General features: G+C 70.4%; 15 protein-coding genes and 1 tRNA gene. 6 read left to right on the top strand and 10 right to left on the bottom strand.

Annotated elements, in window-relative coordinates; translation table 11 throughout:
* The first annotated feature begins 44 nt into the window (after positions 1-44).
* Positions 45-1,418 carry an MFS transporter gene (locus ACTVCO_RS06365; protein ID WP_443727559.1) on the top strand — a complete coding sequence of 458 codons (1,374 nt, stop codon included), beginning with the start codon at positions 45-47 and terminating at the stop codon, positions 1,416-1,418.
* A 20-nt stretch (positions 1,419-1,438) separates the two neighbouring features.
* Here ACTVCO_RS06365 and ACTVCO_RS06360 read toward each other — a convergent pair whose 3' ends face one another.
* A complete protein-coding gene (locus ACTVCO_RS06360) occupies positions 1,439-2,521 on the bottom strand; it encodes a Gfo/Idh/MocA family protein (protein ID WP_443727558.1) in 1,083 nt (360 codons plus the stop codon).
* Between the two features lie 77 nt (positions 2,522-2,598).
* On the opposite strand from ACTVCO_RS06360, the gene ACTVCO_RS06355 reads away from it, so the two are divergent.
* Entirely contained in the window at positions 2,599-2,994 is a 396-nt protein-coding gene (locus ACTVCO_RS06355; RefSeq protein ID WP_443727557.1) for a hypothetical protein, read from the top strand.
* A 471-nt stretch (positions 2,995-3,465) separates the two neighbouring features.
* On the top strand, positions 3,466-4,470 hold the full coding sequence (locus tag ACTVCO_RS06350; protein WP_443727556.1) for an NAD-dependent epimerase/dehydratase family protein: 1,005 nt from the start codon (positions 3,466-3,468) through the stop codon (positions 4,468-4,470).
* Positions 4,471-4,535: 65 nt separating this feature from the next.
* Here the strand turns inward: ACTVCO_RS06350 and ACTVCO_RS06345 are convergent, their stop codons facing one another.
* The 5 genes from ACTVCO_RS06345 to ACTVCO_RS06325 form a co-directional block, all read right to left on the bottom strand.
* Positions 4,536-5,159 carry an L-threonylcarbamoyladenylate synthase gene (locus ACTVCO_RS06345; RefSeq protein ID WP_443727555.1) on the bottom strand — a complete coding sequence of 208 codons (624 nt, stop codon included), beginning with the start codon at positions 5,157-5,159 and terminating at the stop codon, positions 4,536-4,538.
* A gap of 29 nt (positions 5,160-5,188) precedes the next feature.
* A complete protein-coding gene (locus ACTVCO_RS06340; RefSeq protein WP_443727554.1) occupies positions 5,189-5,890 on the bottom strand; it encodes a TetR/AcrR family transcriptional regulator in 702 nt (233 codons plus the stop codon).
* 85 nt (positions 5,891-5,975) lie between these two features.
* Positions 5,976-7,406: an MATE family efflux transporter gene (locus ACTVCO_RS06335; protein ID WP_443727553.1), complete on the bottom strand. Its 1,431-nt coding sequence runs from the start codon at positions 7,404-7,406 to the stop codon at positions 5,976-5,978.
* 358 nt (positions 7,407-7,764) lie between these two features.
* Positions 7,765-7,838, bottom strand: a tRNA-Met gene (locus ACTVCO_RS06330).
* Positions 7,839-8,014: 176 nt separating this feature from the next.
* A complete protein-coding gene (locus tag ACTVCO_RS06325) occupies positions 8,015-11,041 on the bottom strand; it encodes a UPF0182 family membrane protein (RefSeq protein WP_443727552.1) in 3,027 nt (1,008 codons plus the stop codon).
* 111 nt (positions 11,042-11,152) lie between these two features.
* Here ACTVCO_RS06325 and ACTVCO_RS06320 point away from each other — a divergent pair, with 111 nt between their 5' ends.
* Entirely contained in the window at positions 11,153-11,713 is a 561-nt protein-coding gene (locus tag ACTVCO_RS06320) for a PPA1309 family protein (RefSeq protein WP_443727551.1), read from the top strand.
* A 126-nt stretch (positions 11,714-11,839) separates the two neighbouring features.
* Here the strand turns inward: ACTVCO_RS06320 and ACTVCO_RS06315 are convergent, their stop codons facing one another.
* Together ACTVCO_RS06315 and ACTVCO_RS06310 are read right to left on the bottom strand one after the other, a co-directional pair.
* Entirely contained in the window at positions 11,840-12,997 is a 1,158-nt protein-coding gene (locus ACTVCO_RS06315; RefSeq protein ID WP_443727550.1) for a YlbL family protein, read from the bottom strand.
* A 58-nt stretch (positions 12,998-13,055) separates the two neighbouring features.
* Positions 13,056-14,027, bottom strand: coding sequence for an NAD-dependent epimerase/dehydratase family protein (locus ACTVCO_RS06310; RefSeq protein WP_443727549.1), 972 nt, complete (start codon positions 14,025-14,027; stop codon positions 13,056-13,058).
* Positions 14,028-14,122: 95 nt separating this feature from the next.
* Between ACTVCO_RS06310 and ACTVCO_RS06305 the strand changes: the two genes are divergently transcribed.
* Complete coding sequence (locus ACTVCO_RS06305; protein ID WP_443727548.1) at positions 14,123-15,589, top strand: zinc-dependent metalloprotease; 1,467 nt, start codon at positions 14,123-14,125, stop codon at positions 15,587-15,589.
* 31 nt (positions 15,590-15,620) lie between these two features.
* Here the strand turns inward: ACTVCO_RS06305 and ACTVCO_RS06300 are convergent, their stop codons facing one another.
* On the bottom strand, positions 15,621-16,181 hold the full coding sequence (locus ACTVCO_RS06300) for a M48 metallopeptidase family protein (protein ID WP_443727547.1): 561 nt from the start codon (positions 16,179-16,181) through the stop codon (positions 15,621-15,623).
* Positions 16,182-16,278: 97 nt separating this feature from the next.
* Here ACTVCO_RS06300 and ACTVCO_RS06295 point away from each other — a divergent pair, with 97 nt between their 5' ends.
* On the top strand, positions 16,279-17,070 hold the full coding sequence (locus ACTVCO_RS06295) for a ThiF family adenylyltransferase (RefSeq protein WP_443727546.1): 792 nt from the start codon (positions 16,279-16,281) through the stop codon (positions 17,068-17,070).
* Positions 17,071-17,203: 133 nt separating this feature from the next.
* Here ACTVCO_RS06295 and ACTVCO_RS06290 read toward each other — a convergent pair whose 3' ends face one another.
* Positions 17,204-17,605 (bottom strand): WhiB family transcriptional regulator, encoded by a 402-nt coding sequence (locus ACTVCO_RS06290; RefSeq protein ID WP_443727545.1) that lies wholly within the window; start codon positions 17,603-17,605, stop codon positions 17,204-17,206.
* Positions 17,606-17,690: the final 85 nt, after the last annotated feature.

The following is a 17,690-nucleotide window of genomic DNA, read 5'->3' as shown; positions in this document are numbered from 1 at the left end:
CCCGGCCCGCCCCTTCGGACTCGCCGCACGCAGAAGGAATCCCAGTGCCGCACCACGGCCAGGCAGACCTCTCCGGCCACGCCCCCACGCAACGCAACACGATCGATCACGTCACGCCACGCGCCCTCGTCGTCTGGGGCGTGGCGCTCCTCGCCTACGTCCTCGCTGTGGCCGCCCGCTCCTCGCTCTCGGCGACGGGCGTCGAGGCCGCCGAGAGGTTCGCGACGACGTCCGCGACGCTTTCGTCGTTCGCCGTGCTTCAGCTCGTCGTGTACGCGGGGCTTCAGGTCCCCGTCGGGCTCTTTCTCGACCGCTTCGGGCCGCGCATGTCGCTCACGGTCGGGTGCGCCCTCATCGGTGCGGGGCAGATCTTCCTCGGCCTCGCCGACTCGGTTCCCGCGGCCGTGGCGGCGCGCGTGCTCGTCGGCTCGGGTGACGCGTTCGTGTTCATCCCGGCGGTACGGCTGCTGCCTGCGTGGTTCCCGGCGCGCACGGTCCCTGTCGCGACCCAGGTGACGGGGCTCGTCGGCCAGCTGGGCCAGCTGCTGTCGTTGGGTCCCTTCGTCGCGCTCGTCGCGGTGCGAGGGTGGACGGGTGCGTTCACAGCGGCGGGCGTGGTCACGTTGCTCGCAGCGGTCCTCGTCGTGCTCGTGGTGCGCGATGCGCGGCGCGTGAGCGTCGAGGTCGACCTCACCTCGCTTCCCGACGCCCACGCCGCGCCCGCGGCCCCACCGGCGCGCGCTGCGGTCGTCATTCCGACACCCGATGCGCCGTCGCTGCGCAGGACCCTCCTCGACCCCGGGACGCGCGCGGGCTTCTGGCTCCACTTCGTCGCCGCGATGCCGGCCTACGCATTCGTCCTGCTGTGGGGCTTCCCCTACATGACGCGTGCGGAGGGGCTGTCCGACGAGAGCGCGCTCCAGGTCCTGTCCGTGTACGTCGGGGCGTTCATCGTGTTCAGCCCGGTCATGGGACTCTTGTCGGGGCGCTTCGCGTCGCGACGGCTCATGCTCGTGCTGGGCGGGGTCGGACTGCAGGTCGCTGCGTGGACCGTGACCCTCACGTGGCCCGGACACACGCCGACGACGCTCCTGCTCGCACTCGTCATCGTCATGGGCGTCGCCGGGCCGGCGTCGCTGCTCGGGCTGGACCAGGCGCGTGCCACGGTGCCGCTGCGCTCCCAGGGCGTCGCGACGGGCATGGTTAACGCGGGGGCCTTCCTGGCGAACCTGCTCGCGATGGGCATCATCGGCATCGTTCTTGACCTTGCTGGCGAGACGAACCCGGCGCTGTTCACGGATCGCGGCTTCACGTGGGCCTGGCTGGCACTCACGCCGATCCTCGTCGTGGGCATCGTCATGGCAGTGTTCGAGGACCGCCGCTTGCGCCGTCATCTCGCGAGCACAGTCGCCGCGTAGCCGAGCGATGCTGCCCAGGGTCACAGCCCCAGCGTCTGGACCTGCCCTGTTGCGGCGGCGCGGTGGGCGGCCGCCACAACGTCGAGGGTGACGGCCGCGCTCTCGACACTCACGGGCACGGGTCCGCGGCCGTTCGCGGCGTCCGCGAGACGCGTGTAGAACACGCCGTAGTCGCCCGGGATCATGCGCACATCGCTCACTTCGGTGCTGTCGCCGGAGGTGAGCGTGAGCGCCATGGTCCCGGCCGGAGTGCGTGCACCCCAGAGCGTGCCGTCGTCGGCCAGCCCGTCCCCCACGGGGTGCCGCCCCGCACGCAACGCAACTTCCTGCTCGTCGAGCCCCCACGACTCGGCCTGGCCCCGGGACCCGATGACGCGCAGCCGGGGGCCCGGTGAGGGCACGAGCGCACTGATGGTCAGGTGCGTGCGAGCGCCGCCCACGTGGGTCAGTGCGACGAAGGCGTCGTCGTCAGCTCCGACCCCCGAGCGCCGAACGTCAGTCTCGGCATAGACGGTCGCGACGGGGCCGAGCAGGTCGATCGCCTGGTCGGCGAGGTGCGTGCCGAGGTCGTTGAGCAGGCCGGGCATGTCCGCAGGGTCGGCCGACTCGCGCCAGCCGCCGCGCGCGGCGGGCCGCCAGGACTCCCAGCGCGACTCGTAGCGGCGCACCTCCCCGAGCGTGCCCGCCTCGATGAGGCTGCGGAGCGTGAGGTGGTCGTCGTCCCACCTGCGGTTGTGAAAGACGGTGAGGAGCACGCCGCGCTCATCGGCGAGCTCACCGAGCTGGCGGAGCGTTGCACCGTCAGGCGCGGCGGGCTTGTCGATGACGACGCCGATACCGCGCTCGAGCGCTGCGCGCGCGAGCGGCACGTGCGTCCGGTTGGGGGTTGTGACGACGACGACGTCGACGCCCGCCTGCCAGAGTGCGTCGACGTCAGGGACGACGCGTGCCCCGGGGTAGCGGGCGGCGATCTCGTCGGCTGCGGCGGCGCGGCTCGTGACGATCGCCGTGAGGGCGAGCCCCGGAGTCGCGGCGACGAATGGCGCATGGAACGCGGCGCCACCCAGGCCGTAGCCGATGATCCCGACCTTGACGTCACTCATCACGTTCTCCCTCGTCGTTGCGGGTCGTCGTCGATATCCTGCCACCTCCCAAGACGCGGCGGGACTATGGTCGACGAGTGACTCACGCCCCACGCCCACGGTCTGCCCGCCTCGCTGCCGTCGTCGCTTCTGCTGCGCTCACGCTCGCAGCATGCGGACCTTCGGCCCCTGAGGAGCCCGCCGCCGCGTATGTCGCCAGCGACGGCAGCTATCACGTGCCGGTGATCGCGCGCGACATGCGCTTCCATCCCGCGTCGGTCACGGTGCCCGACGGACGCCGGCTCGTCATCGAACTGACGAACGTCGACGGCATGCCGCACGACCTTGTCACAGAGACCGGTGCGGGCACCCGCCTGCTGTCGCGGGACGAGACGGCGACGCTCGATGTCGGCGTCGTCGATGGCACGCTCGACGCGTGGTGCGCCGTCACAGGCCACCGCGAGGCAGGCATGGTCCTGACGATCAGTGGGTAGGGCGAGTGGAAACCGAAGATCCTGCTCCGCCTCGAGCACGAGCCGGATCGCACGCTCGCGAAGCTCCTCGGGGTACTTCCTGGGCGCACCCTTGACCCTCATCCTCCGTGGATTGAGAGCATCTACGAACCCGGGGCGGTTCATTCCAGCCCCAACGACCCAGCACACCAGAAGAACGCACCATTGCGCCATCCCTGCTTCGCCGACCCCTGCCGGCTCCTGTTGACGCGTCCGCACCGGACGTTGAGGAGGATCCTTTCACACCTCTGGACCTTCGCTGACCGATAGATCCCCACCTCGACATCGAGCCTCTCGACGCCAAGATTCTTGCGCACCCTCACTCGTCTCGAGGACACGCGGATCCGCGGAACTCCGGGGACCAACGGCCCGGGAGGCTGGGGACCATCGGCCCGCTCGCCTGCAGACCGTCGTGCAAATACTGGGGTGAGCACACCCGGACGACGAAAGGGCATGACAGTGAAGGACGTTCTCGTCATCGGAGGCACTGGCCTCCTCGGCTACCACACGACCCGCGAGCTGGTGAGCCGCGGCTACCGTGTCACCTCGCTCTCACTTCCGCCCGTCCCGGCCGAGAACCTCTTCGGGGACCTCGACGGTGAGCCTGTCACCGAGCTGCTCGGCGACGTCACCGAGATGTCCGACGGCGAGCTCGCCAACCTCCTCGCGGGCATGCATGCCGTCATCTACGCGGCCGGCGCCGACGAGCGGATCGTCCCGGATGCTCCGGCGGCCCACTTCTTCTACAACGCCAACGTCCGTCCCACGCAGCGCGTCGCACGCGCAGCCCGGCGCGTCGGCGTCGAGCGCTTCGTCCTGTTCGGCTCTTACACGGCAGAGTTCGCCGAGCTGTGGCCCGAGCTCGGCTACCGCACGCGCAACGGCTACCCGCGCACACGTCTCGCTCAGGAGGAGGCCGCGTACCTCGAGGGCGACGGCGCCATGGAGGTCATGTCGCTGCGCCTGCCCTACATCTTCGGCATGATGCCGGGCCGCATGCCGCTGTGGGAGATGTTCGTCAACCGCATCGCAGCGACGCACGGCGCGATTCACGTGCAGCGAGGCTCGACGTCCGCGGTGACGGTCGCGCAGGTCGCGCAGGCGGCCGTGGGTGCGATGGAGCGCGGGGAGCATGGTGGTCACTATGCGATCAACGACTATGCCCTCACCTACCGCGAGTTCCACGAGATCATCTGCACCGAGCTCGGCCGAGACACCTCGGACGTCGTGACGGTCCCGCTCGAGGCGATCCTGCCGGCGATGGAGCAGTACGACGCAGCGACGGCGGCAGCGGGCAAGGAGCACGGCATCCACCTCGTCGACTCCGCCGTCTTCCAGGACCGTGACGCCGTCACGGATCCCGGGCTCACGCACGAGGCGCTCGGGATCGTGCACGAAGACGTCCGCGCCGCGATCGTCGCGACGATCCGCTCCGTGATCTCGCTGCAGAAGGCCTGACCACACGACTGACGGCGTCGCACCCGGCGAGGGGAGCGGCGCCGTCGGCGTTGTCGAGGTGAGCGCTACTCGAAACGGCTCGGGTCCCCCGAACCCACGCGAACAACGACGGGCGCCCCGTCGGACAGGTCAACGACCGTCGTCGGGCGAGCCTCGGTCTCTTCACCATCGTCAATGATGGCGTCGAGCTCGTGCTCGAGCTCGTCCTTGATCTGCCAGCCCTGCGTGAGCGGCTCGTCAAGGTCCGGCAGGAGGAGCGTCGAGGACAGCAATGGCTCCCCCAGCTCCCGCAAGAGCGCTCGAACCACGGGGTGCTCGGGAATGCGCACACCGACCGTCTTCTTGCGTGGGTGCGCAAGCCTGCGCGGCACTTCCTTCGTCGCCGGAAGGATGAACGTGTACGGCCCAGGTGTCGCGTGCTTGACGGCTCGGAACGACGCATTGTTGAGGTGAACAAGCTGGCCGAGCTGGCTGAAGTCCGAGCACACGAGCGTGAAGTGGTGGTCCTCGCCCAGCTTGCGCACGCGCCTGATGCGATCAGCTCCCGCATGGTTGCCGACCGCGGTGCCGAGCGCGTAGCCGGAGTCCGTCGGGTAGGCGATCACCGCATCGTCCCGGAGCATCGCGACCACCTGCGCGATCGCGCGTGGCTGCGGATCAGCGGGGTGAACCTCCACGTAACGTGCCATGAGGTGAGCCTACGCCGCCGACGCACGCATCATGCGGACGGCGTCGCGCAGATCTCGTCCTCGTAGCCCTCGAGGATCGACCGGGGCCACTGCCCACGCGGCCCCAGCACGTCGACGTGAGGGTGCACGACCGAGGCGACGATCGCCTCGATGGCATACGCGCTCGACTGCCCGAGGTCGAGGCGGTCGGGGTCGAGGAGCCACTGCACCTGGAGGCCGTCCATGACGGCGACGATCGCAGCCGACGCTGAGGCGACGTCCGCCGACGGCGGCACGCCAAGCTCGGCGCACATCTCGTCGAACGCATGGCTCACGTCGTCGCGCAGCGACCGGAAGCGGCCCGTGAAGTAGGTGCGTCCAGGGTTGCCGTCGGTGACAGACTCTGCGGACAGCACGGCGAAGGCTTGGACGATCCCGGCGCGGTGCGCGTTGACGAACGCGGTGCGTACGAGGTGCCGGAAGAGGTTGACACCACCGGGCATGTGCTTGCCCTCGAGGGTGGCGACGTCGTGCTCGTCCCGGCGTCGCAGCACCTCGATGAGGAGCGCCTCCTTGGAGCCGAAGTGATGAAGCACCCCGGCGTGCGTCATGTCGACCTGCTCCGCGATCTCGGCGAGCGAGCCGTTCGAGTAGCCCTTGGACCCGAAGATCTCGAATGCGGCGTCAAGGATGCGCTCACGGCGCTCGACGGTCCCCGCCCTCATTCCTCTGCGTTGCCGAACAGCCGCCATGCCCCACCTTCCGCTGCACGAAGGGCGCAGACTGCGCCTCATGTCGCAGCCGATGGTACGCGTCGGCCGTGGCACCCGTCCGAGCTCAGGTGCCGATCGGCTCCCCACAGCGCTCTTCCACCTCACGACGCACGGCCTCGTCCGCGGCCTCGCCGGGCGCGTGGACGGGACGCAAGGGCGCGAGCTCGTCAAGACGCAGGGCGCGCAGCGCCGAGAACCATGCCGGCACGAGCAGGACGACGGCGCCGAGCCAGGCGAGCGGGTTGCCCCACGCGACGCCGACGAACCCGAACAGACCGCCGAGGATGATTGCGGCGACGACGCGCATGACGAGCTCGATGACGCCCGTCGCGGTCGGGATGAGCGTGCGGCCCATGCCCTGCAGTGCTCCGCGGATCGTGAAGAGCATGCCGAGCGCCCAGTAGAAGACGCCGTTGATGACGAGGAACTTGTGCGCGAGCGCGACGACGTCCTCCTCACCCTCTCCGACGAACGACCGGATGATCGAGCTACCCGCGGTGATGAGGATGAGTGCGAGGACGAGCGAGACCCCCACCGCCATGAGCGTGCCCTCCTTGACGCCCCTGCGGATGCGGGCGGGCAGGCCCGCGCCGTAGTTCTGCGCTGCGAAGGTCGAGACCGCGAGGCCGATGGACGCGAGGAACGCGACCGCGAGACCGTCGACGCGCACCGCGGTCGTCCATGCGGCAACGGCGTCTGCCCCCATCGTGTTGAGCCGCACCTGGACCGCGAGCGAGCCGATCGCGATGATCGACGCATTAAAGCCCATGGGCAGGCCGATGCGCAGGTGCAGGCCGAGCTCGGCACGTGAGACCCGCAGGTCGGAACGCGTGATGTGCAGGGCCGGGATGCGGCGGCGCACGTGGTTGACGCACAGCGCGACGGAGAACGCTTGCGCCGCCACGGTTGCGTAGGCGGCGCCGGCGACGCCGCCGTCGAGGACGGCGACGAAGAGGTAGACGAGCCCGATGTTGAGGACGCACGAGATCGAGAGGAAGACGAGCGGCGTGCGCGAGTCACCGATCGCTCGGATGATCGCGGCGAGGTAGTTGAAGTACATGGTGGCGAAGCCGCCGAGGAAGCTGATGACGGCGAACGTCGTGGCTTCGTCGAGGAGCTCGGCCGGAGTCTGCATGAGGGCGAGCAGGGGCCGGGCGAAGAGCGCACCGATGGCCATGACGGCGAGCGTGGCGAGGCCCGTCAGGGCGATGCCCGCGCCGACCGACCGTCGCACACCCGCCGCGTCGCCTGCGCCGAAGGCCTGCGCCGTCGGGATCGCGAAACCTGAGGTCATGCCCCACGCGAAGCCGAGCAGGAGGAACATCATCGCGCCCGTCGAGCCGACCGCGGCGAGCGCGTTGACGCCCAGCTCACGGCCGACGACCCAGGCGTCGGCCACCTGGTAGAGCTGCTGGACGACGTTGCCGATGAGGAGTGGCAGGGCGAAGAAGAGGATGACGCGCCAGGGGGTTCCGGCGGTGAGTGCCTTGGACATGGCAGAACTCCGGTGAGCAGGACGTGCGGGGGCGAGGTGTGGAGCGGCCGTCAGTGGTCGCCCGCACGTGCGGAGCCAGGCTGGTCGAGAGCCGGGGGCGCCGTGGATCGTAACGTTTCGATCCTACGCCCAGACCTCCCCCGTCCGTCCAGCCCATAGGCAGCTCGACTCGCGACAACACCGTGTGACGAGGGCAACCCCCGGAAGCACTGAAGTCCCCCGCCCCCGAGCCGACGCGGGCCCACCCCGGCGACCGGAGACAGGCCTCAGGGCTTGGGCGCGAGCTCGGTCGCGCCACACGGGCAAAGGGAAACGGCCCTTGGTGTGCGTTTCCGCAGACCAAGGGCCGTTTCATTCGTAGCGGGGACAGGATTTGAACCTGCGACCTCTGGGTTATGAGCCCAGCGAGCTACCGAGCTGCTCCACCCCGCGGCGATGTCTTAACCTTACGACACGGCGGCCGCCACGCCAAATCGAGGTGCTGTGACGCCCGGCACCCGGCACCTCCGGCGCAGACGATCAGCGGGCGCGGAGCGTACGGGCGTCGCGGAGACGGCTGAGGGCGGGCGACCATGTGGTCGCCCGCCCTCAGCCGCACACCCGTGGCGTCAGCTGCCGGAGCCCTGCGCCGCGATCGCGCGAGCGATCGCATCCTCGAGCGACTTCTGCGCCTCGCCGTACGCCGCGAAGTCACCCGCCTTGAGCGCGGTGTCCGCAGCGTTGATCGCCTTCTCCGCGTCGGCGAGCGCCGTCGCGAGCTGCTCGGCCGGCGTCCCCGGCGCCGGCGGCGTCGCCGGGTCGGCTGGCTCCGTCGTCGGCTCCGACGGAGTCGTGGGATCCGCAGGCGGGGTCGTCGGGTCCGTCACGGGCGGGGTCGTCGGAGCCGTCGGCCCCGGATCCTCGTCCGTCTCCGCACCAGAGTTCCCCCCGAACACGTCGTCGAGCGCCTGCCCGAGCGTGTTGCCCAGCCCGACCTGGTCACCGAAGGAGACGAGGACCTTACGCATGAGCGGGATCTTCGTGCCCGAGCTCGACTGCACATACACGGGCTGGACGTAGAGCAGACCGCCGCCGACCGGCAGGGTGAGGAGGTTGCCCGAGACGACCGTCGCGTTACCGACGCGCAGACCCGTGATCGCGTCGGCGATCCTCGCGTCCGTGTCGAAGTTGTTCTGGACGTTGCCCGGCGCCGGAACCGCATTGTCCTTCGGCAGGGTGAGCAGCCGCAGCTTGCCGTAGCCCTCACCGATCGTTCCCGCCTTGTTGCCTGCCTCCGCATCAGCGGCAAGGTAGCCCGTGAGCACCTGACGCTGCCCTGTTGTGGCACCGCCGGGGATGAAGGTCGACATGAGCGAGAACGACGGGACGTCCTGACCGGGCATCTGCAGCGTGAGGTAGTACGGCGGCTGCAGAGGCGCATTCGTCTCGGACGACGACGTCGGCTCGAACGGTGTCTGCCAGAAGTCGGCGCTCGAGAAGAACGCCGCGGACTCCGTGACGTGGTAACGGGCAAGCAGCGAGCGCTGGACCTTGAAGAAGTCCTCCGGGTACCGGATGTGGCTCATGAGGTCACCCGAGATCTCGCTCACGGGAGTGAACGAGGCAGGGAAGATCTTCTGCCACGTCTTGAGAACCGGGTCCTCGGTGTCCCACGCATACAGCGTGACGCTGCCGTCGAACGCGTCGACCGTCGCCTTGACCGAGTTACGGATGTAGTTGACGGTCTGCGGCGCGACCTCGGCCACGAGGTTGTTGCGCGCGGCGGTGTCGTCCGTCATGGCCTCGAGCTGCTGCTGGGTCGCGTAGGGGTAGTCAGCGCTCGTCGTGTAGCCGTCGACGATCCACTTGACGCGCCCGTCGACGACCGCCGGGTACACACGCGAGTCGAGCGTGAGGTACGGAGCGATCTTCTGCACACGCTCACGCGGGTCGCGATCGTAGAGGATCTGCGACTCCGAGGTCACGCGGTCGGAGAAGAGAATCTGCTCGTCACCGAACCGCACCGCGAACAGCAGCTTGCTGACGGCGTTGCCGATCGTGGGACCAGCGTCGACGCTCCCCGTCGGGAAGGTCGTCATGACCTGGCCCTCGTCGTTGTCGGGGTAGTCGAGCTCCCAGTTGCCACGCCCCTCGGGCGCGCCCACGATCGAGTACGTCGGCGAGTTCTGGCCGAAGTAGATGCGGGGCTCGTACTCGCCGAGCTCACCGACCGACGGGATGCCACCCTCGAAGAACGACGGCTGGCCGTCCTTGCTGACCGCGTTGCCGTAGGCAGCCACGACACCGAAGCCGTGCGTGTACACCGTGTGGTCGTTGACCCAGTTGCGCTGAGCCTCGCCGAGCCCGGCCTGGTTGAGCTCGCGCACCGCGATAACGGTGTCGCGCTTCTCGCCGTCGATCTCGTAACGGTCGACCTGGAGCGAGCGCGAGAACGCGTAGTACTGACGGTTCTGCTGCAGCTGCGTGAACGTCGGCGAGACGATCGCCGGGTCGAGCAGACGGATCGAGGCCGCGGTCTCGGAGTCCTCGCGCAGCGCGCCCGCGGTCGCCGTCGTCTTGGCGTCGTAGTCCGTGACCTCAACCTTGTCGATCCCGAACGCCGTACGCGTCGCATCGATGTTCCGTTGGATGTACTCCGATTCGAGCTCCTGCGCGTTGGGGCGCACCTGGAATCGCTCGACGAACGCCGGGTAGAGAGCACCTATCGCGACCGCGGAGACGATCATGAGGCCGACGCCGATCGCCGGGAGCTTCCAGCTGCCGCGCACCGCGGTGATGAGGAAGAGGATCGCCACGATGATCGCCACGCCCGCGAGGATCGCGCGCGCAGGGATGACGGCGTGGACGTCCGAGTACGTCGCACCGGTGTAGGGCGCGTCAGTGACGCCGCCGGCCGAGCTCAGGAGGATCGCGTAGCGGTCGAGCCAGTAGTTCGCGGCGAGCAGGAGCATGACGATCGCGGCGAGGACTGAGAGGTGCACGCGCGCGGAGCGCGTCGTGCGCGACTCTCCCGCGGTGACGCTTCCGAGACGGATGCCGCCGTAGAGGTAGTGCATCGCGGCCGCACCGATGAGGCTGACGACGACGATCGCGAGGAGCGTCGAGACGACCATGCGCAGGCCCGGCAGCGTGAACGTGTAGAACGAGACGTCAAGGCCATGCTCAGGGTCGGCGACGCCGAAGTCCTGGCCGTTGATCCACAGCAGGACCATCTCCCACCGGGCCGAGAGCGCGCCCCCGGCAAAGAGACCGAGCAGGGCAGGCGCACCGAACGTCACGACACGGCGCAGCGGCTCGACAGCCTCGCGGTACTGGTCGAGGGTCGCCTGCTCAGGCGTCGAGGGCGCGTAGACGGGCCGGTTGCGCCATGCGAGGTGAAGGTTGACGCCGACCGCGACGCCCATGACGAGGAACCCGACGACGAAGAGTCCCGCGCGCATGCCCCACTCGGTGAGCAGCACACGCTCGAAGCCGAGCCCCTTGAACCAGAGCACCTCCGTCCAGAAGCGCGCCGCGAGGACCACGACAGCAACGATCGCGGCGAGCACCCCGATCGTGACGCCGAGCGGAGAGAGCTTGCGCCGCTCACCCGGCGCGGCAGGACGAGGGCGTGCTGGAGGGCGTGTGAATGCCACGGGTTCTACCTTCTTCGAGAGAGACGTTCTCATGGGGCCAACGCCCCAGGGTCCGAGGAGGTTCCCACCCCCGGTTCGGCAGCGGGCGGCAGCGTCCGGCAGACTGGAACGATGACCACCGAGGGAGCACCCGAGCACACGCTCGAGGAACTGACGCTGTCCGAGACGATTCGTGAGATCGAGCAGCACGTCGCTCGCGGCGGCTGGGACGGACCGCCACGAGTCTTCGCGATCATCCGTACGAAGGAGGCGCTCGCATCCTCCCCCGAGCTCGCTCACGAGATGCCCGAGCTCCCCGGCCAGGTCGAGGCCAACGAGTTCGCGATGCTCTCGATCGAGCAGGAGGGGTTGCCTCCCGCCGACACGCTCGAAGAGCTGCTGGGCTCGCTCGCGTGGCCGTCGACCGTCCACGGCGCGGCGCTCGTCGTCGAGCGCGTCATCGTGCCGCCCGAGGCCGAGGTGGGGATGCCGTCGGACCCGGACGAGGCGCTCGACTACCTGGCCCAGCACCCCGAGCGCGAGGACGTCCGCCTGGCGGTTGCCGTCATGCGTGCGGGCCCGACGTGGTGCGCCATCCGCACGCGTCGCAACGACGACCCGACGCAGGTCGCGCTCGGCCCCGACCTCGTACCCGGTCTCATCGCCGCGCTCAACGCGACGTTCGACGACTGACGCGGGCGCGTCCCGTCGTCACAGCGCGGGCGCGTCCCGTCGTCACGACGCGGGCGCGTCCCGTCGTCACAGCGCGGGCGCGTCCCGTCGTCACGACGCGGGCGCGGGACGCGTTCCTGCGACTTCCTACGAGCAGGTCGCGAGCGTCGCGCCGCGGCCCTCGCCGATCGCGACGACCGCGTCGTACGCGTCGTCGAGGGTCGTGACGGACACGGCACGCATGCCGTCCGGAACGTGCCCGACGACCTCGGCGCAATTGGTCGAGGGCGCGAGGAACCACGCCGCGCCTGCGTCGCGCGCGCCCCGCATCTTGTAGGTGATGCCGCCGATCGGACCGACCACCCCGTCGGTGCCCATCGTTCCCGTGCCCGCGATGATGGTGCCACCGGTCTCGTCGACCGGCGTGAGCTTGTCCATGATGCCCAGGGCAAACATGAGGCCGGCGCTCGGGCCGCCCACCTCGTCGATGTGCATGGAGACCTGGGGCGTCGTCTCGAAGGTCCGATCCACGCTCACGCCCAGGTACGACCGCTCGACCGGGTTGTGCGGGTCGAGCGGCCCGGGGGACGTCACGACCTCGAGGTCCGTCGGCGTGCCGTCGCGTTCGACACGCACCGTGACCGTCGTCCCGGGCTCGATCGCGTCGAGGAGCGTCGCAAGCTGTTCGAAGGACTCGAGCGCAGTTCCGTCGAGCGCGAGCAGAACGTCGTCCGGCTGCACGATCCCGTGTGCCTTCATCGCGGGGTCGGCCTCGACCACGGTGAGGGTCTCGATGACCGGCTCGCCGAGCGCGCGCAGCGCGGCAACGGTCGCCGACTCCTGGCTCGTCACCATCTCGGCGAGCCCTTGCTGCTCGGTCTGCTCGGTCGTCGTGCCCTCGGGGAAGAGCCCCTCGACCGGGTAGACACCCTCGTCCGGGTCGAACCATGCGCGCACGAGCCGCGCGACGGGAACGGATGCCTCACGGTTGCCGAGCGCCGAGACGGTCGTGAATCGCAGCTGCCCGGTCGACGGGAAGGTCTCCGCCCCGGTCACCTCGATGACCTCCGTCCCGTCCGACCCCAGCGTGTCGAAGGTCGGCCCCGGCAGGCGCACGACATATCCCGTCGGGATGGCGACGAGCCCTGCGAGCGCGAGCGCCGCCGTGACGAGCGCGATCGTCTGCGTGAGGACCCGGCGGGTCATGAGCGGCACCTGGCGCCATTCGTCGTCCCGGAGCCCGACGGGCGCGTCGGGCCCGACGGAGGCGTCGGCAGGCTGGTGCGGTGGGACGTCGTGAGGCACGTCGTCCATCATCGCGCAGGAGCGGCGCGATCGCGCCCAGGTCTCGCGTCGCCGCGTCTCACCGACGACGCACCTGACGCATGACGGCTGCGGTTCCGAGGAACGCGACGGCGGCCCCGACCGCACCGAACGCGGCCGCGTCGCGGCCCTGGACGCGTCGCCCGACGAGGGCCGTGCGACCCTGCACCCCGACGAGCAGCTCGCCCAGACAGTCGTCGTTCGTCCGGCTCGGCTCCCAGCCGAGCGCGAGCAGGCGCTCGGGCGCCACGGTCCACGAGTGCACGACGAGCGAGAGGTCGGCTGCCGACGCGGGCAGCAAGCCCGCGCGGTGGAGACGTTCGGCGATGCCGAACGCGGTCTGCGCGGGCAGGTCGACGCGGCGCATCCCTGACGCCGCAACCACCTCGCGCACCGAGAGAGGCTCGGGCGTCCCGACGACGATCGTGCCCCCGAGGTCGTGGTCGAGGACCGTGCGCACCGCGGTCGCCAGGTCGTCGACGTGCAAGAACTGCCACTCCCGGTCGATCCCGCGAAGCGTGAGGAGCCAGGGCATCTCGAAGTGCCGCGTGATCATCGTGTCGATCCCGGGCCCGACGACGGGCGCCGCGCGCACGACCGTCACGGGGATACCGAGCGCATTGGCCGCGTCGACGACATGGCCCTCGAGCGCCGCCGTCATCGCGGCCGTTCCCTCGATCCCGTTCTCCGGCACGGCGTCGTCCGTGTGGGCGCCACCCTCGGCGAGCGTTCCGAGCACGGTTGCCGACGAGACGACGACGACGCGGTGAACCGAGCCGGGACGAAACTCGGCCACCTCCCGCGCGATCTGTGCGTCGTGCTCCTCGAGCCAGGCCCCCACACGAGCCGGCGGCATAGGGTCGAAGGCGCCCCCGTCGACCACGACGACGACGTCGACATCGCCCAGGACGGGAGCGTCAGCCTCGGCCTCGAGGATCCGCGCGAGGGTGTCGACGACAGGCCCACGGCCGCGCAGCACGGTGCGCCGTGAGCGAACCTGCCCTTCAGACATGCCTCCACCCCTCTCTCCCGCCGCAGCGACGGCTACCGTGGATGTTCCCACGTCCGGTCGCCCGGGCGCACGTACACCTGCACCGGGAGACACCAATGACGGAGCACTTCTCTGGCGAGTCCCCTCAGGAGGAGCCCTGGGAGCGTCTGCTGCGCTCCGTCTTCGGAGCCGACGCTGACGAGGCGATCGCGCAGCTGCGGGCCCGCGGCATGGACGTCGACGCGCTCAACGCAGCAGCCGGGATCACCGACGACCCACGGCTCATGGACCAGGTCCTCGGGCAGGTGCGGTCGCTCCTGTCGATGGGGTCGGGGCCGGTCAACCGCGACGTTGCGCACGACGTCGCCCGGCAGGTCGCCGTCACGGGCGGCGACCCGAGCGTGAGCGAGGCGCACCGCCGTGCCGCGCTCGACGCCTTCGGCGTGGCGGACCTCTGGCTCGACATCGCGACCGACCTTGCGCCCGCAGGCGGGACGCGTCACGTCTGGAGCCGTTCGGAGTGGGTCGAGCAGACGTTGCCCGCGTGGTCACGTCTCGCTGCGCCCGTCGCGACGAACCTTGTCGCCGCGCTCACGGGCGTGCTCGGTGAGCGGCTGCCCGAGGACATGTCTGACATGCTGCCGCCCGGCATGGCTGCGGTCCTTCCGCCCGGCGCCCTCGCGGACCCGTCGAAGCTGCTCGAACGCCTGGGCTCAGCCATGTTCGGCATGCAGATCGGGCAGGCTGCGGGCACGTTCTCTCGCGAGGTCTTCGGCCTCACCGACATCGGCGTCCCCCTCGTCACCGAGCCGATGAGCGCACTGCTGCCCGCGAATGTCGAGGCGTTCGCCGAGGGCCTCGACGCCCCTCTCGAGGAGGTGCGGCTCTACCTCGCGCTCCGCGAGACGGCACACGCACGTCTCTTCACGCACGTGCCGTGGCTGCGCGGGCACCTCCTCGGCCTCATCGACGCCTACGCGCGCGGCATCACGATCGATGTCGACGCTCTCGACGAGGCGGTCCGGGACGTCGACCCGGGCGACCCCGAGCAGCTGCGTTCGGCCCTCGCCGGGGGCGGCTTCTTCGGCATCGGCCAGACCGAGGAGCAGCGTTCCACGCTCGACCGGCTCGAGACGACGCTGGCGCTCGTCGAAGGGTGGGTCGATGAGGTCGCGACGGCGGCAGCGCTCCCCCACCTGCCGCACGCCATGCCGTTGCGCGAGATGCTGCGCCGGCGCCGCGCCGCAGGAGGTCCTGCCGAGCAGACGTTCGCGACGATCGTGGGGCTCGAGCTGCGTCCGCGACGCTCCCGCGAGGCTGCCGCGCTGTGGCGGCTCATCGCCGAGCAGTCCGGGAACGAGGTCCGCGACGCGGTCTGGGACCACCCGGACCTCCTGCCGACGGCCGAGGACCTCGACGACCCGGCGGGCTTTGCGGGGCGCCGGGCGAGCGCGAACGCCGAGTTCGCAGACGTCGACCGGGCGATCGAGGAGTTCCTCGCCGAGGCCGAGGGCGAGCGCACGACGGACGACGGGGACGGCGACGGCGGAGCCGACGGCGGGCCGAGCTCGTCAGGGAGCTGAGCCGGCGCCGGGCCAGGGCCAGGCGACCGCGTCAGTCGACGTGGTCGCCTGTTCCGGGGTCGCCCTCTGCGCCGGCGCTGTCCTGCGTGAAGGCCACGCCCTCGAGGAAGCCGCGGGCGCGCTCCGTGCGCGGGTAGCGCTCGACAAGCTCCCAGAACCCGGGACCGTGCCCCGCCTGCAGCAGGTGCGCGAGCTCGTGGACGAGGACGTAGTCGAGGACCCACGACGGCAAGCCACGCACGCGCGTCGAGATGCGGATGGTGCGGTCGTCGACCGAGCACGAGCCCCAGCGACGCTCCTGGTGCGCCGACCACGTGACGCTCGACGGAACCGCGAGACCGTCGAGGTACCGCGCAGAGAGCTCGGTCGCGCGCGCGAGGAGCTGGTCGTCCGACGGACGCCGACGGGCTTCCTTCACAGCGAGCCGCTCAAGCATGCGCTCGACCCACTCGCGCTCCTGCGCCTGGGTGAAGCGGGCGGGAATCGCGACGACCGTGCGGCCGCCCTCACGGTAGGCGCTCACGGTGCGGGTACGCCGACGGCTGCGACGCACCTCAACGGCGCTCACGTTCGACGCAGCCCCCTCGCTCATAACTTGACCGTACCGTGACCCGCGCGCGTTCGGCACCTCACGCGCCGTGCCTGTGGACAACTCCCACGACACCGCGGCCGCTGCGATCCTCGAACGCGTGACCACCGAGACGCGTCCTCTCCCCCGTCCCGCCGCGACGGCGCACGACGCCGTGCCCCTCCTAGCCCGCGACGCCACGACGACCGAATCCATCGCAGCCCCCACCGACGCGGTCAGCTCGCACGTCATGAGCGCGAGCGTCGGGATCCTGGGGCTCGGCCGTCTCGGCGTCCAGCTGGCCCGCACTCTGGCCTCCGTCGGTGTGCGTCGCCTCGTCGTCGACGACGCAGCCGTCGTCGGCCCGGACGACCTCGGTGTCGGCGGGTACCGGATCGGGGACGTCGGGATGCCCCGACCGCGGGCTGCCGCCTCCGTTCTCGCCGACTCTCCCGCGACGCGGACCACGCTGTCACCCGGGGTGCTCGACGGGCATGATCCCGGAACCCTCACCGCTGCGGTCATCGTGACGCACGAACAGATCGACCCGGCATGCATGTGGCGGCTCGTCGCCCAGGGAGTGCCGCACCTCGTCGTCACGTGGTGGCCTGGTCGGCTCGAGGTGGGGCCGGGCGTCATTCCCGGTCAGACCGCCTGTCTGCGGTGCGTCGACCTGCACCGGGCAGACGAGCACGTGCCGCCCGCACGCGGCCGGCACGTGGGGCACGGGGCCGAAGATCCTGTTCTCGCTGTTGCCGGCGCGGGTCTCGCGGCAGCGCGCACGCTCGAGCTCATCGATCCGCGCGGGTCGCTGTCGCGGCTGGCTCGATCGACGTCGTTGGTCTCGCCGAGCCTCGAGCACACGAGCGAGTACTGGCCCGTGCACCCGGCCTGCGGGTGCGGCTCGTTGTAGCGTCCCTCAGAACGCCGAAGGCCGGCGCACCCGCGCGGCGGGTGCACCGGCCTGCGGTGCTGCGTCCCAGCGTGGCGCTGGGCGGGTGGCGGTCATGTCGTGACCTGCGCATCCCTGGGGCGGGTGTCGCGTCTCATGCGACGCGCGCCTCGTCGGGACGCACCTTGCGGGGGCGACCGCGCCCTCGCTTGACGGCGACGATCCTGCCGTCGACGAAGACCTCGCCGCCCCAGACGCCCCAGGGCTCACGGCGTTCGAGAGCTCCGTCGAGGCAGCCCGCGGCGAGCGGGCAGCCGCGGCAGAGCTCCTTGGCGCGTTCGACGTCGGCGGTGTGCTCGGCAAACCAGAGCTCGGGGTCTTCGGTCCGGCACGGGACGACCGCGGCGAGGAGTGCGTCGAACTCTGCGCGTTCCTCGCGGGTTGCGGTCGCGGGGGTGGGCTGCACGGGCCTCGCTGGGGTGAGGCCCGCAGGAGCGGGACGCGACACGGGTGCGACAGCGAGGTCGTCGCGCTGGATGGATGGTGCAAGAAGCATGCTGGGCCGCATGGTGGCCTCCGGGTGTTCCAGGTGGTGCAAGAGAGAAGGTGCGCCACGTGCCGGGTCAGCTCACGGGGTCGAC

This window comes from Sanguibacter sp. A247 (assembly GCF_052324925.1).
Taxonomy (GTDB): Bacteria; Actinomycetota; Actinomycetes; order Actinomycetales; family Cellulomonadaceae; genus Flavimobilis.
This window is presented reverse-complemented; position numbering and strand designations above follow the sequence as displayed.

Coding starts and splice junctions, on each gene's coding strand:
- ACTVCO_RS06305 (WP_443727548.1), top strand. CDS start 14,123: ATGACGGAGCACTTCTCTGGCGAGTCCCCTCAGGAGGAGCCCTGGGAG.
- ACTVCO_RS06345 (WP_443727555.1), bottom strand. CDS start 5,159: ATGGCACGTTACGTGGAGGTTCACCCCGCTGATCCGCAGCCACGCGCG.
- ACTVCO_RS06290 (WP_443727545.1), bottom strand. CDS start 17,605: ATGCTTCTTGCACCATCCATCCAGCGCGACGACCTCGCTGTCGCACCC.
- ACTVCO_RS06320 (WP_443727551.1), top strand. CDS start 11,153: ATGACCACCGAGGGAGCACCCGAGCACACGCTCGAGGAACTGACGCTG.
- ACTVCO_RS06335 (WP_443727553.1), bottom strand. CDS start 7,406: ATGTCCAAGGCACTCACCGCCGGAACCCCCTGGCGCGTCATCCTCTTC.
- ACTVCO_RS06300 (WP_443727547.1), bottom strand. CDS start 16,181: ATGAGCGAGGGGGCTGCGTCGAACGTGAGCGCCGTTGAGGTGCGTCGC.
- ACTVCO_RS06350 (WP_443727556.1), top strand. CDS start 3,466: ATGACAGTGAAGGACGTTCTCGTCATCGGAGGCACTGGCCTCCTCGGC.
- ACTVCO_RS06340 (WP_443727554.1), bottom strand. CDS start 5,890: ATGGCGGCTGTTCGGCAACGCAGAGGAATGAGGGCGGGGACCGTCGAG.
- ACTVCO_RS06310 (WP_443727549.1), bottom strand. CDS start 14,027: ATGTCTGAAGGGCAGGTTCGCTCACGGCGCACCGTGCTGCGCGGCCGT.
- ACTVCO_RS06360 (WP_443727558.1), bottom strand. CDS start 2,521: ATGAGTGACGTCAAGGTCGGGATCATCGGCTACGGCCTGGGTGGCGCC.